This window comes from Bacillus cereus group sp. BfR-BA-01492 (genome assembly GCF_022662815.1).
GTDB lineage: Bacteria > Bacillota > Bacilli > Bacillales > Bacillaceae_G > Bacillus_A > Bacillus_A cereus_BD.
In genome coordinates, this window is record NZ_JAKUEH010000008.1 from 20,402 (window position 1) to 38,581 (window position 18,180).

An 18,180-nucleotide genomic window follows, 5' to 3' on the forward strand; every position below is an offset into this window, starting at 1 on the left:
TAATCCACTGGGATAAAAGCGTTTATCGCGTTTTTTGTAACATCGGAAAACGTCATTTTCACTTGAAGGAATGAAAAATCTTTGTTAAGGTAGGAAACCATAAGCGAAAACAAAATAGAAAAAGTCATTTTTCGAAATGTTAAGTGGCTTATGGAAACGAAAAAGGAGAGATTTGGTGAAGGTTGAAATTATTATTTCGCTTGCTATTTATATGGCAGGTATGTTGTATATCGGATATTGGTCTTATAAAAAGACGTCCGATTTATCAGATTACATGTTGGGGGGGCGTGGACTTGGTCCAGCAGTTACGGCCTTATCGGCTGGTGCCTCTGATATGAGTGGTTGGATGCTAATGGGATTGCCTGGTGCAATGTATGCAACAGGGTTGTCCAGTATGTGGATCGCTATTGGTCTCTTGCTTGGTGCATATGCGAACTATTTATTATTAGCACCGCGCTTGCGTACGTATACGGAAGTAGCAAATGATTCTATTACTATACCAGACTTTTTAGAAAATCGATTTCAAGATCGTACAAAAATACTTCGTTTTGTCTCCGCTATTGTTATTTTAGTCTTTTTTACATTTTATGCGTCAGCTGGTTTAGTTTCAGGTGGCCGACTATTTGAAAGTTCTTTTAATTTAGATTATAAAATTGGTTTATTTGTAACAGTTGGTGTTGTTGTTGCATATACACTATTTGGTGGGTTTTTAGCAGTTAGTTGGACGGACTTTGTCCAAGGATGCATTATGTTTATAGCTCTTGTTTTAGTTCCAATTGTTGCTTTCACAGATATGGGTGGGGTAGCAGAAACGTTCAATGGAATCAGGGCTGTTGACCCAGCTCGTCTGGATCTATTTAAAGGAACTACGATACTAGGGATTATTTCATTTTTAGCTTGGGGACTTGGATATTTTGGTCAACCTCATATTATTGTCCGCTTTATGGCAATTACCTCTATTCAAGATTTAAAAACTTCGCGAAGAATTGGTATCGGTTGGATGAGTATTTCTATACTCGGTGCGATGCTCACAGGACTCGTTGGTATTGCTTACTACTCTCAAAGTGATAGCACATTAGCAGATCCAGAGATGGTCTTTGTAGCATTCTCGAATATTTTATTCCACCCGTATATTACAGGCTTCTTGCTATCAGCTATTTTAGCTTCTATTATGAGTAGTATTTCCTCACAATTACTTGTTATCTCTAGTGCGGTAACGGAAGATTTCTATAAAACATTTTTCCGTCGTAACGCATCAGACAAAGAACTTGTATGTATCGGAAGGCTTGCTGTTTTAGTCGTCGCAATGATCGCCGTTGCTTTAGCGTATCATCCAAGTGATACGATTTTAACTCTTGTTGGTTATGCATGGGCAGGATTTGGTTCAGCGTTTGGACCAGCTATTTTACTTAGTCTGTATTGGAAACGAACGACAAAATGGGGTGTGCTTGCGGGTATGATTGTTGGTGCCGTTACAGTCATTACATGGGTACAGATTCCGTTTTTAAAAGAAATGCTGTATGAAATGGTACCAGGTTTTACTTTTAGTTTATTAGCTGTTGTTATTGTTAGTATTTTAACAAAAGAACCTTCAAAATCTGTACATCGAGAGTTTCATGAGATGGAAACAGTTTTGGAACAAGCGACAGAGTAGAGATTGTAGTAGTTTGAAAGAAATAGATTCAGAGAAAAAGGTAAATGGTTTTTCCATTTACCTTTTTTGATGGCAATATTATTTTGTAGATGTCGAAGTAGGTAAATATATTTCAACAGTCGTTCCATTATTGACTTCACTTAAAATTTGTAATTTCCCTTGGTGTTCTTCGATTATTTTGTAACATATCATCAATCCAAGGCCAGTCCCTTTTTCTTTTAAACTATAAAAAGGTTCCCCGAGACGAGAAATACGATTTTCTGGAATGCCGCATCCTTCATCGATTATTCGAATACAAATAAATTCACTACTCCATGCTTCAGTTTGAATGAAAATATTTCCTCCATCTAGCATTGCTTCAATGGCGTTTTTTAAAATATTAATAAAAACTTGTTTTAATTGGTTACCGTCACATTGAATTTCAGGTACGGCCGCAGTATGATCCATAATAATATGGACACGATGCATAATTGCGGTAGGTAAAATAAATGTAACAACTTCTTCAATTAATGTTTGGATTTGATGGGAATCAATTGATAATACTTGTGGTTTAGACATAGCCATAAATTGACTTGTAATAGATTCCATTTGTGAAATTTCACTTAACATTACATCTATATACCATTTGTTTTGTTCGGAGATTTCCGGTTTTAATAAAGTTAAAAATCCTTTCAATGATGTAAGTGGATTTCTAATTTCATGAGCAATTCCAGCTGTCAGTTGTCCGACTACTGCTAGTTTTTCAGACTTTCTTAATAGCTTTTCAGTCTCCTTTAACTCCGTTACATCTCTTCCCATAACAATGAGTCCTTTTCTAGAACCATCGGAATGGAAAAGAGGAACTTTAGAAAGGCTTAGAATTAGATTAGAAGTACCTTTATGTATAATAAATTCCTCTCCGTGAATAATTTCTCCCTTTTGCCAAGCGATTTCATCGATTTCTTCACAATGTAGAAAAGCTTCTCGATATGCCTCATTATATTGAATCAGTTCACTATCTTTTTTTCCATGATAAGGAACATCGTGGAAGTCAAAGCAAGAAAGTGCATAATCATTTGCTTCCATCCAGCGCCCTTCATGATCTTTAAAAATAACAAAAGCAGGCATTGCATTCATTAACGTTCGCAGACGTTTTTCGCTCTCTTTTAATATTTGTGCAATTCTCTCAGATTTTTCAAGTGGTTTGATAATTGCATATACGCCAGTCAGTTGCCTGTGAATAAAAATTGGGACTAATTTTGTGATAACATCTATTTTAGAACCGTTCTTATGATAAATAGAAATTCTATATTCTGTTTGATTATCAGACGTCGTGTTTTTAATATATCGCAATACGTGATCGGAAATATGTTTTTCAACAATAGCAGTAATCACTGTTTGCTCTAATTCATGTGAGGCATATCCTAATATTTTTTCTGCAGATGGGTTAATATGTAATATAGTTCCTTGCAAATTTAAAGAAATAATACCATCGGGATTATGCTGAAAAAGGGATGCGTACATTTCTGTCAAGGAATGTTGTTTTATAGTATTGCGAAAACGTCGCGGTTTCATGGATTGACGCTTTTTATAAATAGATAAGAACTTTTTACGAATCATAACTTTTCCTCCGTACAACAATCATGTAAGACAGATTCAATAACTTATAATATATCATATATGAAAAATAATATGTATTTCTACATAAAACAAAGTTACAGAAGTGTGTTTTATATTTTTGCTCAGAATTGCATGAAAATATCGATAAGTAAATGCTATCGAGTCGTATAACAATGAAATAAGTTTATTTCTTAACGCAGTGCCGTACAATAAACATGTAAAGGGGGAAGGGAATCATGGCGGGTGTTGGTTTCGGTGCGGGAATCAAGAAATTCATATTGGAGTTGAAGAAGCGTTTTTGCCGGCAAAAAAAGCACATCCAGCTTTTTTCATTCAACGAATCGATGAATTGAAAGAAAGGTTAATAGAGCAAGAAATTCAAGTCATTGATGATGATGCTCGTCCAGATGTAATTCGCTTTTATATTTTTGATCCATTTGGTAATAGAATTGAATGCATGGAGAATAGAATAAAAAGCTAGGTGCTGCACCTAGCTTTTTAAGCTTTTCTAAACAACCCTAGCACTTCTACTGTTTCCGTAATATTCACAAATGCTTTAGGATCGATTTCGGAGATAGCTAGTTTCATACTAGCGAGTTCTTCTTTTGAAACGACTGTCATCAATACACGTTTTTTCTCACTAGAATAGGCACCTTCACCATCAAGAAGTGTAATGCCACGTACAACAGTGGAAAGAAGTTTTTGCTTCATTTCTTCAGCTTGATTTGTTACAATCATAAGTGTAACTTTACGATGTTTCGTATAGATTGCATCAATTACTTTACCCGTTACATAGATAGAAAGTAAACTTGTTAATGCTACATCCCAGTCAAAGAAAAATCCCGCAATGATGATAACGATTCCATTTAAGAGAATGAGAAACCCACCAAGATTAATATCTTTTTTACGAGATAATAACATTCCGATAATATCGAAGCCGCCAGTTGAGCCTTGACAATTAAAAACTAGACCGACACCTGCTCCAGCAATGACGCCTCCAAATATGGAAGAGAGAAGAGGATCTTTTGCGACAATTTGCACTGGAACATAATATAAAGAAACAGATAATACAATTACAGAAACAATTGTATTAAAAATAACTTTTTTTCCAAGGCCTATGTATCCTAAAATGAGAATGGGTACGTTTAAGACAAAATTAATAATACCTGTATTTACAGGTGTTACAATTCCTAAGATAATAGCAATTCCACCAATTCCACTACTTAAAATTTTGTGGGGGATAAGGAAAAGATTAAAGGCAATTGCAATAATAATAGAACCGATAATAACTCCAAGAAATCTGACCATCTTTTTCCCGTCCTTCACTAAAAAATCATATTATTTCAAAATTATATACGAAAGAGGAAGTTTTAGGGGAAAACAGTTTATTTTGGTAAATTAGATTAATTTGAAAAAATAAATTATTTAATGGTAAAGGAAGGGGAAGTTGTGAGAATCAAAACATGGCAAAAGATAAGCCCTTTGAAAATAGAATGTGAAGATACCTTTTTTTGTAATGAGGATGTAAAGATGTATGGTGTATGTGATGGGGCAACGCCGCTTATTGCATTTCAAGATGAGAACGGGCATAATGGGGCATATTTAGCATCAAATTTATTTGCCAATCATTTTAAAGCACAAAAAGAAATCACATCTCTAGAAAAGGAAATATTAGAAGCGAATAAGGCGTTACAAAAAGAAATGAAGCGATATAAGATCGATACATTAAAAAAAGATCATCTTTGGTGTACATGTATTGCTGTGGTACGAATAGGAGAAACAAGTGTTCAATATGCACAGCTTGGCGATTGTATGATTGCGATTACATTTCATGATGAAACAGTGAAAGTATTAACGAAGGATACAGTAAAAGGAATTAGTGTACGTGCAAAAAGAAAGCGCGAAGACGATCGAAAGAAAGGCTTACCAGTACCGGATGAGCATGTGTTCCAAAATATTCGAGAACAGCTAAAATATAATCGTTATTTAGCAAATATGCCAAATGGTTATTCTGTAGCCAATGGAATGCCAGAAGCGATGCAATGGATTCAAAAAGGGGAGATATTGGTAGAACAAATAAAGGAAATCTTTATTTGTTCAGATGGGATATTTCATCCGAATTGGTCGCTTGAGCAAACGGTGCAATATATAAGAGCGAATGGTATACAAGCATATATATCTATACTAGAAGAATTAGAGAAACAAGATCGAGTACGTCCCGATGATAAAACGATAGTGAGCATTGATCTGTCTCACATGTAGAAAATATAGAACGCGTTCTTTATCGCTTAGAAAGGGATGAGAAGAGTTAAAATGAACGTGAAGAAAACGCAGTTAACATTTCGTGATGAATTACAGCCACTAAAAAATGTCAACAGTTTGATTATTCACCATACTGCTGAAGATGGATGGGACATATATAAAACGCATGAATTTCATCAAAAAGAAAGAGGATGGAGCGGTATTGGATATAACTATTTTATCGAAGAAGATGGAACAGTATTGGAAGGGCGAGGGTTGTATGTAGGAGCGCATGCAAAAGGACATAATAGTGAAACGATTGGTATATGTATGTCGGGGAATTTTGATAAATATGACCCAACACCTGCGCAAATACAATCGTTATATACATTATGTCGAACATTTATGAAGCAGTTTGAATTAAGCGAAAAACACATACTTGGTCATCGTGAATTAGAAGGTGTTACAAAATCTTGCCCGGGAACAAGGTTTTCTATGGTACAGTTAAGAAAAGGGTTATCGCAAAAATAGAGGAGCGATTTATAGGTGATGAATGTAAAAATATCAAATGAAAGAAAAGATCAACTTGTAGCAAACATTCAGCGGTTTTTTGAAGAAGAAGATTTAGAAGAAATTGGGCGCTTTCAAGCGGAACGTTTAATCGAGGAAATGGTCAAATTAATCGGACCATATGCGTATAATCAAGGGATTGAAGACGCAAGGAAGTTAATTGTCGATAAGTTAACAAATATAGAAGAAGACTTATATGTATTAGAAAAGCAAGAAGGGAAATGACAAGAGCTGTAAAAAGTCTTTGTCATTTCCTTTCTTTGTCTCGCTTAAGACTCCCGCCTCAATATTTAGAAAGAAACAAGGAAGAGAAGGGAGAGGAAAAAAGCTATATATTTGTTTTTAGTAAATCAAGCAAGGTGACTCGAAAGCTGCCTGAATACGCGTTTGAATGAATAAAAAATGGCGTATATGTAGTAAAGACGAAATGATGTTGAAATCTCCTTCTTACCGAAACAAATAATGACAATTTTTAGGGAAGGAAAGTGAATGATTGCTGTCGAAAGGAGTAGAAACAGATCAAAGGTGGTGCTCTCATGCAGAAGAAAGAGGTACATACATGTTCGTATTGTGGATCGAATGATATTGGGGAAGGTGAGTTTGTTGGCTATGCTCAAATAAGAAAAAAAGAAACGATGTTCACCTCCTCTCCAGTAGACGCCTATATTTGTACAGATTGCGGAAGCGTATTGCTATTAAAAGTGCGAAACTATCAAAAGTTTAAACAAAAGCCATTATGATAAATAGAAGAGGGTAATATGTAGCATTTCTTGATAGAATGTTTTCACTTCAAATGATTTATAAAAATATGAAATGATAAGAAATTCACAAGATACATATTGTTAAAAGAGGGTGTGGAAGAGCTCTCTTTTTTATTTATCCCACTATTTTAGGGCAGTAAGACTCTCGCCTCAAAATGTAGAAAGAAGCAAGGAAGGTAGGTGGGAGAGAGAAACTGCCCGTAACAGCCCGATTGGTAAGGGCTCATAATCAGTGGGGGATGAAGAAAACCCCACTAATTAAAGTTTCGCTTTATTTCCAAGGTAATAATTTCAGAAAATTTAGTAAAAAACAACTTTTATTTGGTTGAATTTGATATAATGAACAAAAATGAAAGCGTTTTAATGGAGGGTGAGATGCGTATGATGAATGTACCATTAACAATTCATTCGATGATGGAAAGGGCAGAAACATTATTTCCAAAGAAAGAGATTGTTTCTCGTACACATGATAGGGTTACCACGTTAACGTATAAACAAATTGGAGAACGAACGAGACGGCTTTCTAGTGTATTAAAGAAATTGGGAGTAAAGGAAGGAGAACGAATTGGAACGTTGGCATGGAATCATCATCGACATGTTGAAGCATATTTTGCTATTCCTAGTATTGGTTCTGTATTGCACACAATTAATATTCGTTTATCTCCCCAGCATATTTCTTATATAATCAACCATGCCGAAGATCGAATTTTACTTATTGATGAAGATCTTGTCCCGCTTGTGGAAAAGATACAAGGAGAATTATCGACCGTACAAGCATATATCATTATGACGGATAAAGAGGAAATACTAGAGACTTCATTGACGCCTGTATATCATTATGAGCAACTTCTTACTGAAGGAAATCCGAATTATCAATTTTTAAAAGAAATCGATGAAAATATGCCGGCTGGTATGTGCTATACTTCGGCAACAACAGGAAATCCAAAAGGTGTTGTATACACGCATCGTAGTACAGTGCTTCATTGTATGGCGCTTGGATTAGCTGATACAGCAGCGCTATCGGAAAGCGATGTGGCAATGGCAATTGTGCCGATGTTTCATGTGAACGCATGGGGATTACCGTTTGCGGCAACGTGGTTTGGAACGAAACAAGTTTTGCCTGGTCCGATGTTTACACCGGAAATTTTACTGGAAATGATTCAAAAAGAGAAAGTGACAGTAGCAGCTGGAGTACCTACAATTTGGCTTGGTGTTTTGCAAGAATTAGAGAAACATGACTATGACTTATCGAGTATGAGCCGGATTTTATGCGGAGGAGCTGCGGCACCCAAAAGTGTAATCGCAGCATTTGAACAGAAATATCATGTTCCTTTTGTTCACGCGTATGGTATGACAGAAACAAGCCCACTTGTAACACTTGCAAGGTTAAAAAGTTATGAAAAAGATTTATCATATGAAGAGCAACTTGAAATAAGATCAAAACAAGGATATCTTGTGCCGGGAGTTGAGATGAAAATAGTTGGAGGAAATGGAGAAGTGAAATGGGACGGGAGTGAGATGGGAGAACTTTGCTTACGTGCACCGTGGATTGCTGCAAGTTACTATAAAGATGAGCGTACAGCGGAAGGATTTCGTGATGGGTGGTTATATACGGGGGATGTAGTGACTGTAGATGAAGAAGGATGCGTAAAAATAGTAGATCGTACAAAAGATGTGATTAAAAGCGGGGGTGAATGGATCTCATCTGTAGATTTAGAGAATGCACTTATGGCGCATGAAGCAGTGTTTGAAGCAGCAGTTGTTGCGGTTCCCCATCCTAAGTGGCAAGAGCGACCTGTTGCTTGTGTCGTACGAAAACCAAATCGTGTCGTAACGAAAGAAGAATTATATGAATTTTTACAACCGCAGTTTGCGAAGTGGTGGTTACCTGATGATATTGTATTTATGGAAGAAATTCCGAAAACATCAGTAGGGAAATTTTTAAAACAAGCATTGCGAAAAGAATTGAGCAAGAAATAGATGCTGTGATATTAGGGTATGTTATCTGTACTTGAACTGGGCCTTCGATGTGAGATAACGGGTATAACAATTCATTTTAAAAAATAGAAGACTAGAAAAAACATAAACAGAAAAGGATAGCAATGTACTATCCTTTTTAAATGGTTTCCTTCAATGCTTGAACAAGTTGGTGTAAAAATTGTTCGCCTGAAATGATGGCTTTTCCGCCACCGCGAGCACTTTTCGGGTTTCCGCCACCTTTTCCTTCAATGATAGGGAGTGCGTCTTTTAAAATATTGTTCATATTTATATTGATAGATTTCCCGCAAGCAAGGATACATTGTAATTTATCCTCATTTTCAGTGACAAAGTATGTAATTGTATGTTCGTTTTGTTCTGTAATGATGGCTGATAATTTGACCATCTCCTGCATAGAACGGTTACTGAAAGCTTTCGAAATGAGCATGCCAACATGTGTATCAGCTGCTTCTTGCAATAGATCATTTGCTTCTATAACAAGAAGCTTTTCACGCATCACTTGTAATTCTTTCTCACTCTCTTTTTGAGAGGTAATAAGCTGATGTACTTTACTTGGAATATCATTTTCACTACTGTTTAATTGTTTGGAAACCTCTTTTATGATTTGTTGATGATATCCCATTAACTTTATAGCTCGCCAGCCTGCAATAAAGCTTAAGCGAATGCCACCTTTGTTACGCTCCCATCCAATAATATGAATAGGCCCAACTTCTCCCGTATATTTCGGATGTGTTCCGCCGCAGCCATTATAGTCAAAGTTTTCAATGATGACAACGCGTATATTTTCATAGAGCGATGGTTCTTTTCTAAGAGGTAATTGTTTTGCTTCTTCTAAATTCATCCATTTAATATGGATAGGATGATTTTCTAAGACAATTTGATTTGCAATACGGAGCGCTTCAGTAGCTGTTTCCGCAGAAAGGGTTGGCGTATCTAAATCAATTGTAACCGTTTCTGTCCCAAGGTGAAATCCGATTGTAGGGATATTAAAATGATCCCAAAATGCAGCTGATAAAATGTGCTGAGCTGCATGCTGTTGCATATGATCGAATCGGCGGTTCCAATCAATTTTTCCGATTACTTCTACTTCATATAATTCTTCAGATATGAAGTGACGGATTTCTCCGTTGATTTCCTCTACATTTGTCACAGAGACATTATTTAATGTACCTATATCATGAGGTTGCCCGCCGCCAGTTGGATAAAAAGCCGTTTCGGTTAAAGTAACATAGCGATTTCCTTCATGGTCCACCTCTTGTTTTCTTATTTTTGCTGTGAAAGATTGTTGATAAGGATCGCTGTAATATAATTTTTGTTCCAATGTAGTACCCCTTTCGTATTCATTAATTTCATTGTAAAGCAATCCGAATAAGTTTCCTAATATTTCAGAAGAAAAAATCCTTTTTTAGAATTTTCTTGCTATAATAAGAAAAAGAGTATACGGAGGTGGATGACATGTTGTATGAAGATGGCGTAGATAAATTGATTCGTCTCAATACAAATATATCTGAACTATATAGAGAATTACATGAAATGACCCGTACTTTAACAGAGTGTAATCGAGGAAGTGTCAGGTTTGATAGATTGTATGTGAAGGAATTGTTGTGGAAAAAAGAAGATATAGTAACTATGTATGATCGACTTCTCGTCCAGCTTTGTATTAATGAATGTTTCGACTTAAAAAGCGTGATTACTGGTGAATATAAATATACTTATGAAGAAGTAGAACATGCTATTACTGAATTTAATGAAAAATATAATATGAATATTTTTATCCAGGAAGTTTGTAAAGAATTGCAGTTTACATATGGAGTAGATATGGATATAACGAGAACAGCTCGAGTGTAGAGAGAGTTATCATAAAAAAATGAGGGGAGAAAGCCGTTTCTTTCCTCATTTTTTCTCCCAATAAAAGAAGAGTTATTTTGGTATTCGTGTTGCTTTGAAATAAAGTTTAATCAAAATGTTTTAGCGGATCCCCCTTAAGCCATCCAATCAATATTTCTCCCAATAAGAATATAGAAAAATACGTCTATTTAGAGTTGCCCCCTGCTATATAGCTTCTGTTAAGATGTATTCCCTATCCTGTCCTCATAACATTTACTAGCATATTTTCTTTAAAAGTTCACATTATGTACAAAAAATAAAAGGTGTTTTCATGAGATAATATAGATTGTATAATAATGAGAATTTTAAAAATGATGGGGATGATAAAATATGACGACATGGTTTATCGTGATGTTGGTTGTGTTTGCTGCTTTTAAAGTAGTAGTGGCGAGTATTCCAACATCTGTTGTGGAGTCTTTAATCAGTAAGTTTGAATTACATCCGCAACTTAGTGAAGACGTTACAAGTATAACTCTAGATGGGAAACAGATAGAAGGAGAAGAGAAGAAGTGCATCATTCAGGAATTTAATGAAGCAATCTTTTTAGAGAAGTATTATTTTCCTCCAAGTGAAGAGGGAACACCATTAATGATTCAGACAAAGACAGGAAAAACAAATATTACATTTTTCATCTATCGTTATGATGATCATATTGATGTAATTAAACAATATAAGAAAAAAATAGTAGGGTATAGTTTGCGTTCGAAAAAGCTTCAGAACCCTACGATGTTAGTAACGGAAGGTGCAATATAAAGTGAGTCTTGAATCAGTGGGGATTTTCGTCATTCCCTGCTGATAATGAGCCTTTACGAATCGGGATTGCTACAAACAGTACTACGTCCAATTCTCTTCTCTTTTTCTCTCCGAATAGCCTTACTTGCCCAAAAATAGCGAGATAAAAAAGGATTCCTTATGGTTTAGGAATCCTTTTTATCATGCTTTCTAGGAAAATCATGATTATATAGTATAGGAAAAAACATCTCTGTAAGAACTACTTTGTATAACAAAGAAGTTTACATGAAAAGATGTAAGAAGGTTCAATATTCATTTAAAAAAAGAACTTTTTTTTCATGTGGATTTGCAATTTCATTTTTAGATATATGAATGGAAAGAAAACCATTTTCTATACAAGCTATCATTTTTTTGTAAACGATACTGGCCGGTAAAAAAATCGTTCTTTGTAAGGGGACATTCCTTTTAAAAATACAAATGTTTAGGCCTGTCTCCATCTTTTTTATAAGTACATTTTGTTCCGTTACATTTGGCACATCTGTTTCTAAAATGTATTCTTGCTCTGTTTCACAAAGATCAATATGAATATAATTTGGAAAGTTACAATTGTGGTAGGAACCAGAGCAGAACTGATCCATCCATTCTTCAAAACCATCAACACGAAAAAGACAATTCTTCTTTTTCTTGCTCATGACCAATACCCTCCATAATGTCTCAATTCATACTATGATATGCATGAATAAAAGAGAGGTGAAAGGTAACATGGAACGTTTCCCACTATCTTTACAGATTTTCCCGAACGGGAAAGCCCATTCCTTTAGGTGTGGGATGAGAGTGAGGTCAGATACGGAGTACCACTAAAAACCGCAAGGTCTTGTGGTGCTTCAAGTATCTGAAAATTTAACTCTATATTTAGAATATATATGTTACAGTTCAGAAATAAAACTGATACAATCTATGTATGTATGAATGAATACAGAAGAACAAACACAACCGTATCATTAATTAACTATCATTTCGTTTTTTGTCCTCGATATAGAAGAAAAATATTCTTTCGTACTGATGTAGAGGAGCGATTCAAAGAATTAGTCCAAGAAATATGTGAAGAACTAAAAATCGTTATTGTCGCTTTAGAATGTGACAAAGACCATACACACATGTTTCTAAACGCACTGCCAACATTTAGTCCTGCTGATATCATGGCAAAAATCAAAGGAGTGACTTCTAAAAGGTTGAGAGAGGAATTTTCTCATCTTCAACACTTGCCAAGCCTTTGGACACGTTCCTACTTTGTATCTACCGCAGGAAATGTATCGAGTGAAACGATTAAGCGTTATGTTGAACAACAAAAAACAAGGGGGTGAAACAATGTTCCAAACAATAACAGTTAAAGTCAAACTACTTCCAACAAAAGAACAAGCTTCTATTTTGTCAGAAATGAGTAAATCATACATCTCTACAATCAACGACCTTGTTTCTGAAATGGTTGCAGAAAAGAAAAGTACAAAAAAATCAAGCAAGGATATTTCTGTTTCTTTGCCAAGTGCTGTTAAAAACCAAGCGATTAAAGATGCCAAAAGTGTATTTAAAAAAGTGAAGAAGAAAAAATACAAAGTTATTCCTGTACTCAAAAAAACAGTTTGTGTTTGGAACAACCAAAATTATTCTTTTGATTTCACCCACATCTCAATGCCAATTATGATGAATGGGAAAGCAACTAAAACACCTATTCGTGCTTTGTTGGTTGATAAACATAATCGCAATTTTGATTTGCTTAAACACAAATTAGGTACACTTCGTATCACAAAGAAAGCGAATAAATGGATTGCCCAAATTTCTGTCACTATACCTACCGCGCAAGGAACAGGTTTAAAAGTCATGGGTGTAGACTTAGGTTTGAAAGTACCTGCTGTCGCTGTAACAGATGATGAAAAGGTGCGTTTCTTTGGTAATGGCAGACAAAATAAATATGTGAAGAGAAAATTCCGTCTCGAACGTAAGACATTAGGTAAAAAGAAAAAGTTAAATGCCATTCGAAATTCAAAGGATAAGGAACAACGATGGATGAAAGACCAAGACCATAAGATTAGTCGTGCGATTGTTGATTTTGCTAAAGAAAATAAGATTTCTGTCATTCGTTTAGAAAAATTAGCGAATATTAGACAGACGGCAAGAACAAGCCGTAAAAACGAAAAGAACCTGCACAACTGGTCATTCTACCGTCTATCCCAATTCATTGAATACAAAGCGAAATTAGAAGGAATCAAGGTTGAGTATGTAAATCCTGCATACACAAGTCAAACATGCCCTAATTGTTCTGAAAAGAATAAGGCACAAGACCGCAAGTATAAATGTAAATGTGGATTCGAAAAACATAGAGATTTAGTCGGTGCGATGAATATTCGATATGCACCTGTGATTGACGGTAACAGTCAATCAGCCTAAGATGCTATATGCACTGTCTTAGGAGGGGTAATGAGATACCCTTATCTTTGGGCTTGTTCAAAGCAGAAATGAATTGCGAACGGTTAAGCACCAAAGAATCCCATCCGTTAAACCGTAAGGTTTAGGACTTGCCCCTTTAGGGGTGGGAGTCTCAAATAAACTTCTAATGAAGAATTTCTATGTTTCTGTCCAAGCAAAAAAAATTGTTTTTTCTTTAGAGAAGGAAGTCTTCTCAACATGTTTAAAATAAAGTGAAACTTTCATCAGTGTGGCGAGAGTTCCTCACTGATAGAAGTTTCACTGCAATAAGATTATCGATTATATAAATATTTGTTACATATCATGATGTGCGTGATGTTTTTGTCTTGAGTGATTTCGATTTTTTACTTTATGTGACCCGCTTAAAGGTTCAGGTTGTCCAGAGGGTTGTCCTTTTTTTGAATTTTGACGAATAGACTTACTATTGTTTTTTTCCACGGTCCGTTCACCTCCTTTTCTATTTAGAATGAGAGAACTTTAAGAATTTATACGAGAATGTTTTTAAGAAAAAGGGTAAAGATAAGTGAAACGAACGATATGTAGAAAGGAGAAAAGCTATGCCCTATCATAAGGATAAACAACAAGCTTTTCAAGCAGCACAGCAAGGGGTTGTACAAGCGGAACATATATTCAATAATATTGTGAAAAATGACCCGAATTATGGTCATGATTTAAAACAACTTCATCAAGAAGTACAAGAAGCATATGAACAAATTCAAAACGCACTCGAAGTAGCGTCTGAAACGCAGCGTCCACAACTTAAACAATATGAAAGTCATTTGCAAAATATTATGCGAGAAGTAGATCAGTTAGAAAAGTGAAGAGGTTGTTATCGTGTTAGCAACCTCTCTATTAGGAACACAGATGTTCAGACGAAAAATTTCCATTATGATCTGTTTTATCATTGGTGGTATACATATATTTCAAGTGGACGAAGTATGAGCAAGCCTGTTGTTAAGAAAAGAGTTGGAACCTACTGGCTATGTAACATGGGAAGTTCCAAATAATACCGCTTTTTTGTGGAAGTATCGGAACTATTGCGTTATAAGCATCGAAAAAAGCTCCCAAAAGGTAATCCTTTTGGGAGCTTTCGTTACTGATTTTTTTTCCTCTTTTTATTATTTTGACGCTGAGCAGCTGTTAATGGTTCATTTGCGAATTCTTCGTTATAACCAGTACCTTGTCCTTGAGCAGGAGCGGCGTTCATTCCTGGAATAATATGATTGGCTTTTCGTTTACCCATTTTGTTTCACCCCTAATTGTATTTGTACATACAGTAATGAGTCATAAAGCAAAGTATGAAACAAAAAGCTTTGCTTTGTAATTATAGTATTCATAAGGAGAACGAACACTATTCAATTTTTATGAGATAAAGAAAACTTATAAAAAACTATAAGTTTCTTATTATTTACTTATTTAGAAAGTTGTAATAAGATATTATCGTAAGGTATTGAAAAGTTCGTCTACATTTTATATTCAGACAACTTAGTCATGTTTAACAGGGGGGAAACATAATGGTCAAACATAATCCATTTCAATCTCGTGCAACATTTGAAGTAGATGGGAAAACGTATCATTATTATCAATTGAAAGCGCTTGAAAATGCAGGGGTGGGTAATGTATCACAATTGCCGTATTCAATTAAAGTTTTGCTTGAATCCGTACTTCGTCAAGTTGACGGACGTGTTATCACAGAAGAGCATGTTACAAACTTAGCGAAATGGGGAACAAAAGATGTGAAAGATATCGATGTTCCATTTAAACCATCTCGCGTAATCTTACAAGACTTCACAGGTGTACCTGCTGTTGTAGATTTAGCTTCGCTTCGTAAAGCAATGGCAGATATGGGTGGGGATCCTGATAAAATTAATCCTGAAATTACTGTAGATCTTGTTATTGACCACTCAGTACAGGTTGATAGAGCGGGTACGGCAGACGCGCTTGAATTCAACATGGATTTAGAGTTTAAACGTAATGAAGAACGTTATAAATTTTTAAACTGGGCACAAAAATCATTCGATAATTACCGTGCTGTTCCACCAGCAACAGGTATTGTACACCAAGTAAACCTTGAATATTTAGCACCGGTTGTGCACGCGGTGACAAATGCTGAAGGCGAATTAGTTGCATACCCTGATTCACTAGTAGGAACGGATTCTCATACAACAATGATCAATGGTATCGGTGTTCTTGGATGGGGCGTTGGTGGTATTGAAGCGGAAGCAGGAATGCTTGGACAACCATCATACTTCCCAGTACCAGAAGTAATCGGTGTCAAATTAACTGGAACACTTCCAAGTGGTACAACAGCGACAGACATCGCGTTAAAAGTAACACAAGTGTTACGTCAAAAAGGTGTAGTTGGAAAATTTGTTGAGTTCTTTGGTAGCGGATTAAAGAGCATGCCGCTAGCTGACCGTGCAACAATTTCAAATATGGCACCGGAATATGGAGCAACGTGTGGTTTCTTCCCAATCGATGAAATTTCATTAGATTATTTACGTCTAACAGGAAGAAATGAAGAACAAGTTCGTCTTGTAGAAGAGTACTGTAAAGCAAATGGCTTATTCTATACAGCGGACAGCCAAGATCCAATTTATACAGACCTTGTTGAAATTGATTTAAGTAAAATTGAAACAAACCTTTCTGGTCCAAAGCGTCCGCAAGATTTAATTCCGCTTTCAAATATGAGAGAAGAGTTCCGTAAAGCTGTTGTAGCGCCAGTCGGAACACAAGGACTTGGATTTACAGAGCAAGAATTTGATAAAGAAGTGAAAGTTGAATTAAATGATCAAGAAGTAACGATGAAAACAGGTGCGATTGCAATCGCTGCAATTACAAGCTGTACAAATACATCTAACCCATATGTATTAGTTGGCGCTGGTTTAGTTGCGAAGAAAGCAGTTGAAAAAGGTATGAAAGTACCTGGTTATGTAAAAACATCATTAGCGCCAGGATCTAAAGTTGTTACAGAATATTTAGATAAATCTGGTTTAACAGATTATCTAAATCAATTAGGTTTCCAAACAGTTGGTTATGGTTGTACAACATGTATCGGTAACTCTGGACCATTGGCACCAGAATTAGAAGAAGCTATTGCAGCAAATGACTTATTAGTAACATCTGTCTTATCAGGTAACCGTAACTTTGAAGGCCGTATTCATCCGCTTGTAAAAGCAAACTATTTAGCATCACCACCACTTGTTGTGGCATATGCACTTGCAGGTACAGTTGATATTGACCTGAAGAAGGATGCGATTGGTAAAGATGCAAATGGCAATCCTGTTTACTTCAATGATATTTGGCCATCGGCAAAAGAAATTGAAGAAGTGGTGCAAAGTGTTGTTACATCTGAACTGTTCAAAAAAGAATATGCACAAGTATTTAACAGCAATGAACGTTGGAATGAGATTCAAACTTCAAATGAAGCATTATATACTTGGGATGAAAATTCAACATATATTCAAAACCCGCCATTCTTTGAAGGGTTATCTAAAGAACCGGGTGAAGTTGAAACATTATCAGGTTTACGTGTAATCGGTAAATTTGGAGATTCCGTAACAACAGACCATATTTCACCAGCAGGTTCAATTGGTAAATATACACCAGCAGGACGTTATTTATTAGAAAATGGCGTACAGCCAGTTGACTTTAACTCTTATGGTTCTCGTCGTGGTAACCATGAAGTTATGATGCGTGGTACATTTGCAAACATTCGTATTAAAAACCAAATTGCACCAGGAACAGAAGGCGGTTATACAACATATTGGCCAACTGGTGAAGTAACATCTATCTATGATGCTGCGATGAAATATAAAGAAGACGGAACAGGTCTTTTAGTTGTTGCTGGTAAAGATTATGGTATGGGAAGCTCTCGTGACTGGGCTGCGAAAGGTACAAATCTTTTAGGTATTAAAGCAGTAATTGCAGAAAGCTTCGAACGTATTCACCGCAGTAACTTAGTCTTAATGGGTGTACTACCACTGCAATTCAAAGATGGCGAAAGTGCTGAAACTTTAGGTCTTGTTGGTAATGAATCATTTGAAATTCAAATTGATAAAACAGTAAAACCACGTGACATTGTAAAAGTAGTGGCGGTTGACCTAGACGGAAATAAAAAACAATTTGAAGTAGTAGCACGCTTTGATAGTGAAGTTGAAATTGACTACTACCGTCACGGTGGTATTCTACAAATGGTTCTTCGTGAAAAATTAGAAGAATCTAAGGTGTCAAACTAAGAAAAAATAGAATTCA

General features: G+C 35.8%; 19 protein-coding genes and 1 pseudogene. 14 read left to right on the top strand and 6 right to left on the bottom strand.

Annotated elements, in window-relative coordinates; translation table 11 throughout:
- Positions 1-175: 175 nt before the first annotated feature.
- Positions 176-1,654 carry a sodium/proline symporter PutP gene (gene putP / locus MR063_RS11670; protein WP_242197887.1) on the top strand — a complete coding sequence of 493 codons (1,479 nt, stop codon included), beginning with the start codon at positions 176-178 and terminating at the stop codon, positions 1,652-1,654.
- Between the two features lie 78 nt (positions 1,655-1,732).
- On the opposite strand, the gene MR063_RS11675 is transcribed toward putP, so the two are convergent.
- Positions 1,733-3,253, bottom strand: coding sequence for a BA3702 family sensor histidine kinase (locus MR063_RS11675; protein WP_242197890.1), 1,521 nt, complete (start codon positions 3,251-3,253; stop codon positions 1,733-1,735).
- A gap of 157 nt (positions 3,254-3,410) precedes the next feature.
- Between MR063_RS11675 and MR063_RS11680 the strand changes: the two genes are divergently transcribed.
- Positions 3,411-3,734, top strand: coding sequence for a VOC family protein (locus tag MR063_RS11680; RefSeq protein ID WP_396021835.1), 324 nt, complete (start codon positions 3,411-3,413; stop codon positions 3,732-3,734).
- A gap of 17 nt (positions 3,735-3,751) precedes the next feature.
- Here MR063_RS11680 and MR063_RS11685 read toward each other — a convergent pair whose 3' ends face one another.
- Positions 3,752-4,561, bottom strand: a complete 810-nt coding sequence (locus MR063_RS11685; protein WP_242197892.1) for a YitT family protein — start codon at positions 4,559-4,561, stop codon at positions 3,752-3,754.
- 141 nt (positions 4,562-4,702) lie between these two features.
- Here MR063_RS11685 and MR063_RS11690 point away from each other — a divergent pair, with 141 nt between their 5' ends.
- The 5 genes from MR063_RS11690 to MR063_RS11710 all read left to right on the top strand — a co-directional run bounded on the left by MR063_RS11690 (position 4,703) and on the right by MR063_RS11710 (position 8,805).
- Complete coding sequence (locus MR063_RS11690) at positions 4,703-5,515, top strand: protein phosphatase 2C domain-containing protein (RefSeq protein ID WP_242197894.1); 813 nt, start codon at positions 4,703-4,705, stop codon at positions 5,513-5,515.
- 51 nt (positions 5,516-5,566) lie between these two features.
- Positions 5,567-6,025, top strand: coding sequence for a peptidoglycan recognition protein family protein (locus MR063_RS11695; RefSeq protein WP_242197896.1), 459 nt, complete (start codon positions 5,567-5,569; stop codon positions 6,023-6,025).
- A 15-nt stretch (positions 6,026-6,040) separates the two neighbouring features.
- A complete protein-coding gene (locus tag MR063_RS11700; protein ID WP_242197898.1) occupies positions 6,041-6,289 on the top strand; it encodes a DUF2164 domain-containing protein in 249 nt (82 codons plus the stop codon).
- A 311-nt stretch (positions 6,290-6,600) separates the two neighbouring features.
- Positions 6,601-6,804, top strand: a complete 204-nt coding sequence (locus MR063_RS11705) for a hypothetical protein (RefSeq protein ID WP_012094717.1) — start codon at positions 6,601-6,603, stop codon at positions 6,802-6,804.
- A gap of 402 nt (positions 6,805-7,206) precedes the next feature.
- Positions 7,207-8,805 (top strand): long-chain fatty acid--CoA ligase, encoded by a 1,599-nt coding sequence (locus MR063_RS11710; RefSeq protein WP_242198185.1) that lies wholly within the window; start codon positions 7,207-7,209, stop codon positions 8,803-8,805.
- A 136-nt stretch (positions 8,806-8,941) separates the two neighbouring features.
- On the opposite strand, the gene MR063_RS11715 is transcribed toward MR063_RS11710, so the two are convergent.
- Positions 8,942-10,144 (bottom strand): alanyl-tRNA editing protein, encoded by a 1,203-nt coding sequence (locus MR063_RS11715; RefSeq protein WP_242197900.1) that lies wholly within the window; start codon positions 10,142-10,144, stop codon positions 8,942-8,944.
- A 134-nt stretch (positions 10,145-10,278) separates the two neighbouring features.
- Here MR063_RS11715 and MR063_RS11720 point away from each other — a divergent pair, with 134 nt between their 5' ends.
- A complete protein-coding gene (locus MR063_RS11720) occupies positions 10,279-10,671 on the top strand; it encodes a hypothetical protein (RefSeq protein WP_242197902.1) in 393 nt (130 codons plus the stop codon).
- Positions 10,672-11,040: 369 nt separating this feature from the next.
- Positions 11,041-11,463: a YfmQ family protein gene (locus MR063_RS11725; RefSeq protein ID WP_242143431.1), complete on the top strand. Its 423-nt coding sequence runs from the start codon at positions 11,041-11,043 to the stop codon at positions 11,461-11,463.
- A gap of 284 nt (positions 11,464-11,747) precedes the next feature.
- Here the strand turns inward: MR063_RS11725 and MR063_RS11730 are convergent, their stop codons facing one another.
- Positions 11,748-12,134, bottom strand: a complete 387-nt coding sequence (locus MR063_RS11730) for an Hsp20/alpha crystallin family protein (RefSeq protein WP_242197903.1) — start codon at positions 12,132-12,134, stop codon at positions 11,748-11,750.
- Positions 12,135-12,407: 273 nt separating this feature from the next.
- Here MR063_RS11730 and tnpA point away from each other — a divergent pair, with 273 nt between their 5' ends.
- Together tnpA and MR063_RS11740 are read left to right on the top strand one after the other, a co-directional pair.
- The gene (tnpA, locus tag MR063_RS11735) at positions 12,408-12,806 is read left to right on the top strand and encodes an IS200/IS605 family transposase (protein ID WP_242197905.1); all 399 of its coding nucleotides are present in this window, start codon (positions 12,408-12,410) and stop codon (positions 12,804-12,806) included.
- A gap of 4 nt (positions 12,807-12,810) precedes the next feature.
- A complete protein-coding gene (locus MR063_RS11740; protein ID WP_242197908.1) occupies positions 12,811-13,887 on the top strand; it encodes a transposase in 1,077 nt (358 codons plus the stop codon).
- 333 nt (positions 13,888-14,220) lie between these two features.
- Here the strand turns inward: MR063_RS11740 and MR063_RS11745 are convergent, their stop codons facing one another.
- Positions 14,221-14,364 carry a small acid-soluble spore protein P gene (locus MR063_RS11745; protein ID WP_012094711.1) on the bottom strand — a complete coding sequence of 48 codons (144 nt, stop codon included), beginning with the start codon at positions 14,362-14,364 and terminating at the stop codon, positions 14,221-14,223.
- 119 nt (positions 14,365-14,483) lie between these two features.
- On the opposite strand from MR063_RS11745, the gene MR063_RS11750 reads away from it, so the two are divergent.
- Complete coding sequence (locus MR063_RS11750; protein ID WP_012094710.1) at positions 14,484-14,747, top strand: hypothetical protein; 264 nt, start codon at positions 14,484-14,486, stop codon at positions 14,745-14,747.
- Positions 14,748-14,790: 43 nt separating this feature from the next.
- Positions 14,791-14,934: pseudogene (locus tag MR063_RS21970) on the top strand (chitooligosaccharide deacetylase); the annotation flags it as partial.
- Positions 14,935-15,019: 85 nt separating this feature from the next.
- Here the strand turns inward: MR063_RS21970 and sspO are convergent.
- On the bottom strand, positions 15,020-15,169 hold the full coding sequence (gene sspO / locus MR063_RS11755; RefSeq protein ID WP_242197910.1) for a small acid-soluble spore protein O: 150 nt from the start codon (positions 15,167-15,169) through the stop codon (positions 15,020-15,022).
- A 271-nt stretch (positions 15,170-15,440) separates the two neighbouring features.
- Between sspO and acnA the strand changes: the two genes are divergently transcribed.
- The gene (gene acnA / locus MR063_RS11760) at positions 15,441-18,164 is read left to right on the top strand and encodes an aconitate hydratase AcnA (RefSeq protein ID WP_242197913.1); all 2,724 of its coding nucleotides are present in this window, start codon (positions 15,441-15,443) and stop codon (positions 18,162-18,164) included.
- Positions 18,165-18,180 lie beyond the last annotated feature (16 nt).

Excerpts from the sequence above, each read along its gene's own strand:
- MR063_RS11695 (WP_242197896.1), top strand. The coding sequence starts at position 5,567 with ATGAACGTGAAGAAAACGCAGTTAACATTTCGTGATGAATTACAGCCA.
- MR063_RS11710 (WP_242198185.1), top strand. The coding sequence starts at position 7,207 with ATGATGAATGTACCATTAACAATTCATTCGATGATGGAAAGGGCAGAA.
- tnpA (WP_242197905.1), top strand. The coding sequence starts at position 12,408 with ATGAATGAATACAGAAGAACAAACACAACCGTATCATTAATTAACTAT.
- MR063_RS11750 (WP_012094710.1), top strand. The coding sequence starts at position 14,484 with ATGCCCTATCATAAGGATAAACAACAAGCTTTTCAAGCAGCACAGCAA.
- acnA (WP_242197913.1), top strand. The coding sequence starts at position 15,441 with ATGGTCAAACATAATCCATTTCAATCTCGTGCAACATTTGAAGTAGAT.
- MR063_RS11730 (WP_242197903.1), bottom strand. The coding sequence starts at position 12,134 with ATGAGCAAGAAAAAGAAGAATTGTCTTTTTCGTGTTGATGGTTTTGAA.
- MR063_RS11675 (WP_242197890.1), bottom strand. The coding sequence starts at position 3,253 with ATGATTCGTAAAAAGTTCTTATCTATTTATAAAAAGCGTCAATCCATG.
- MR063_RS11705 (WP_012094717.1), top strand. The coding sequence starts at position 6,601 with ATGCAGAAGAAAGAGGTACATACATGTTCGTATTGTGGATCGAATGAT.
- MR063_RS11740 (WP_242197908.1), top strand. The coding sequence starts at position 12,811 with ATGTTCCAAACAATAACAGTTAAAGTCAAACTACTTCCAACAAAAGAA.
- sspO (WP_242197910.1), bottom strand. The coding sequence starts at position 15,169 with ATGGGTAAACGAAAAGCCAATCATATTATTCCAGGAATGAACGCCGCT.
- MR063_RS11720 (WP_242197902.1), top strand. The coding sequence starts at position 10,279 with ATGTTGTATGAAGATGGCGTAGATAAATTGATTCGTCTCAATACAAAT.
- MR063_RS11685 (WP_242197892.1), bottom strand. The coding sequence starts at position 4,561 with ATGGTCAGATTTCTTGGAGTTATTATCGGTTCTATTATTATTGCAATT.
- MR063_RS11725 (WP_242143431.1), top strand. The coding sequence starts at position 11,041 with ATGACGACATGGTTTATCGTGATGTTGGTTGTGTTTGCTGCTTTTAAA.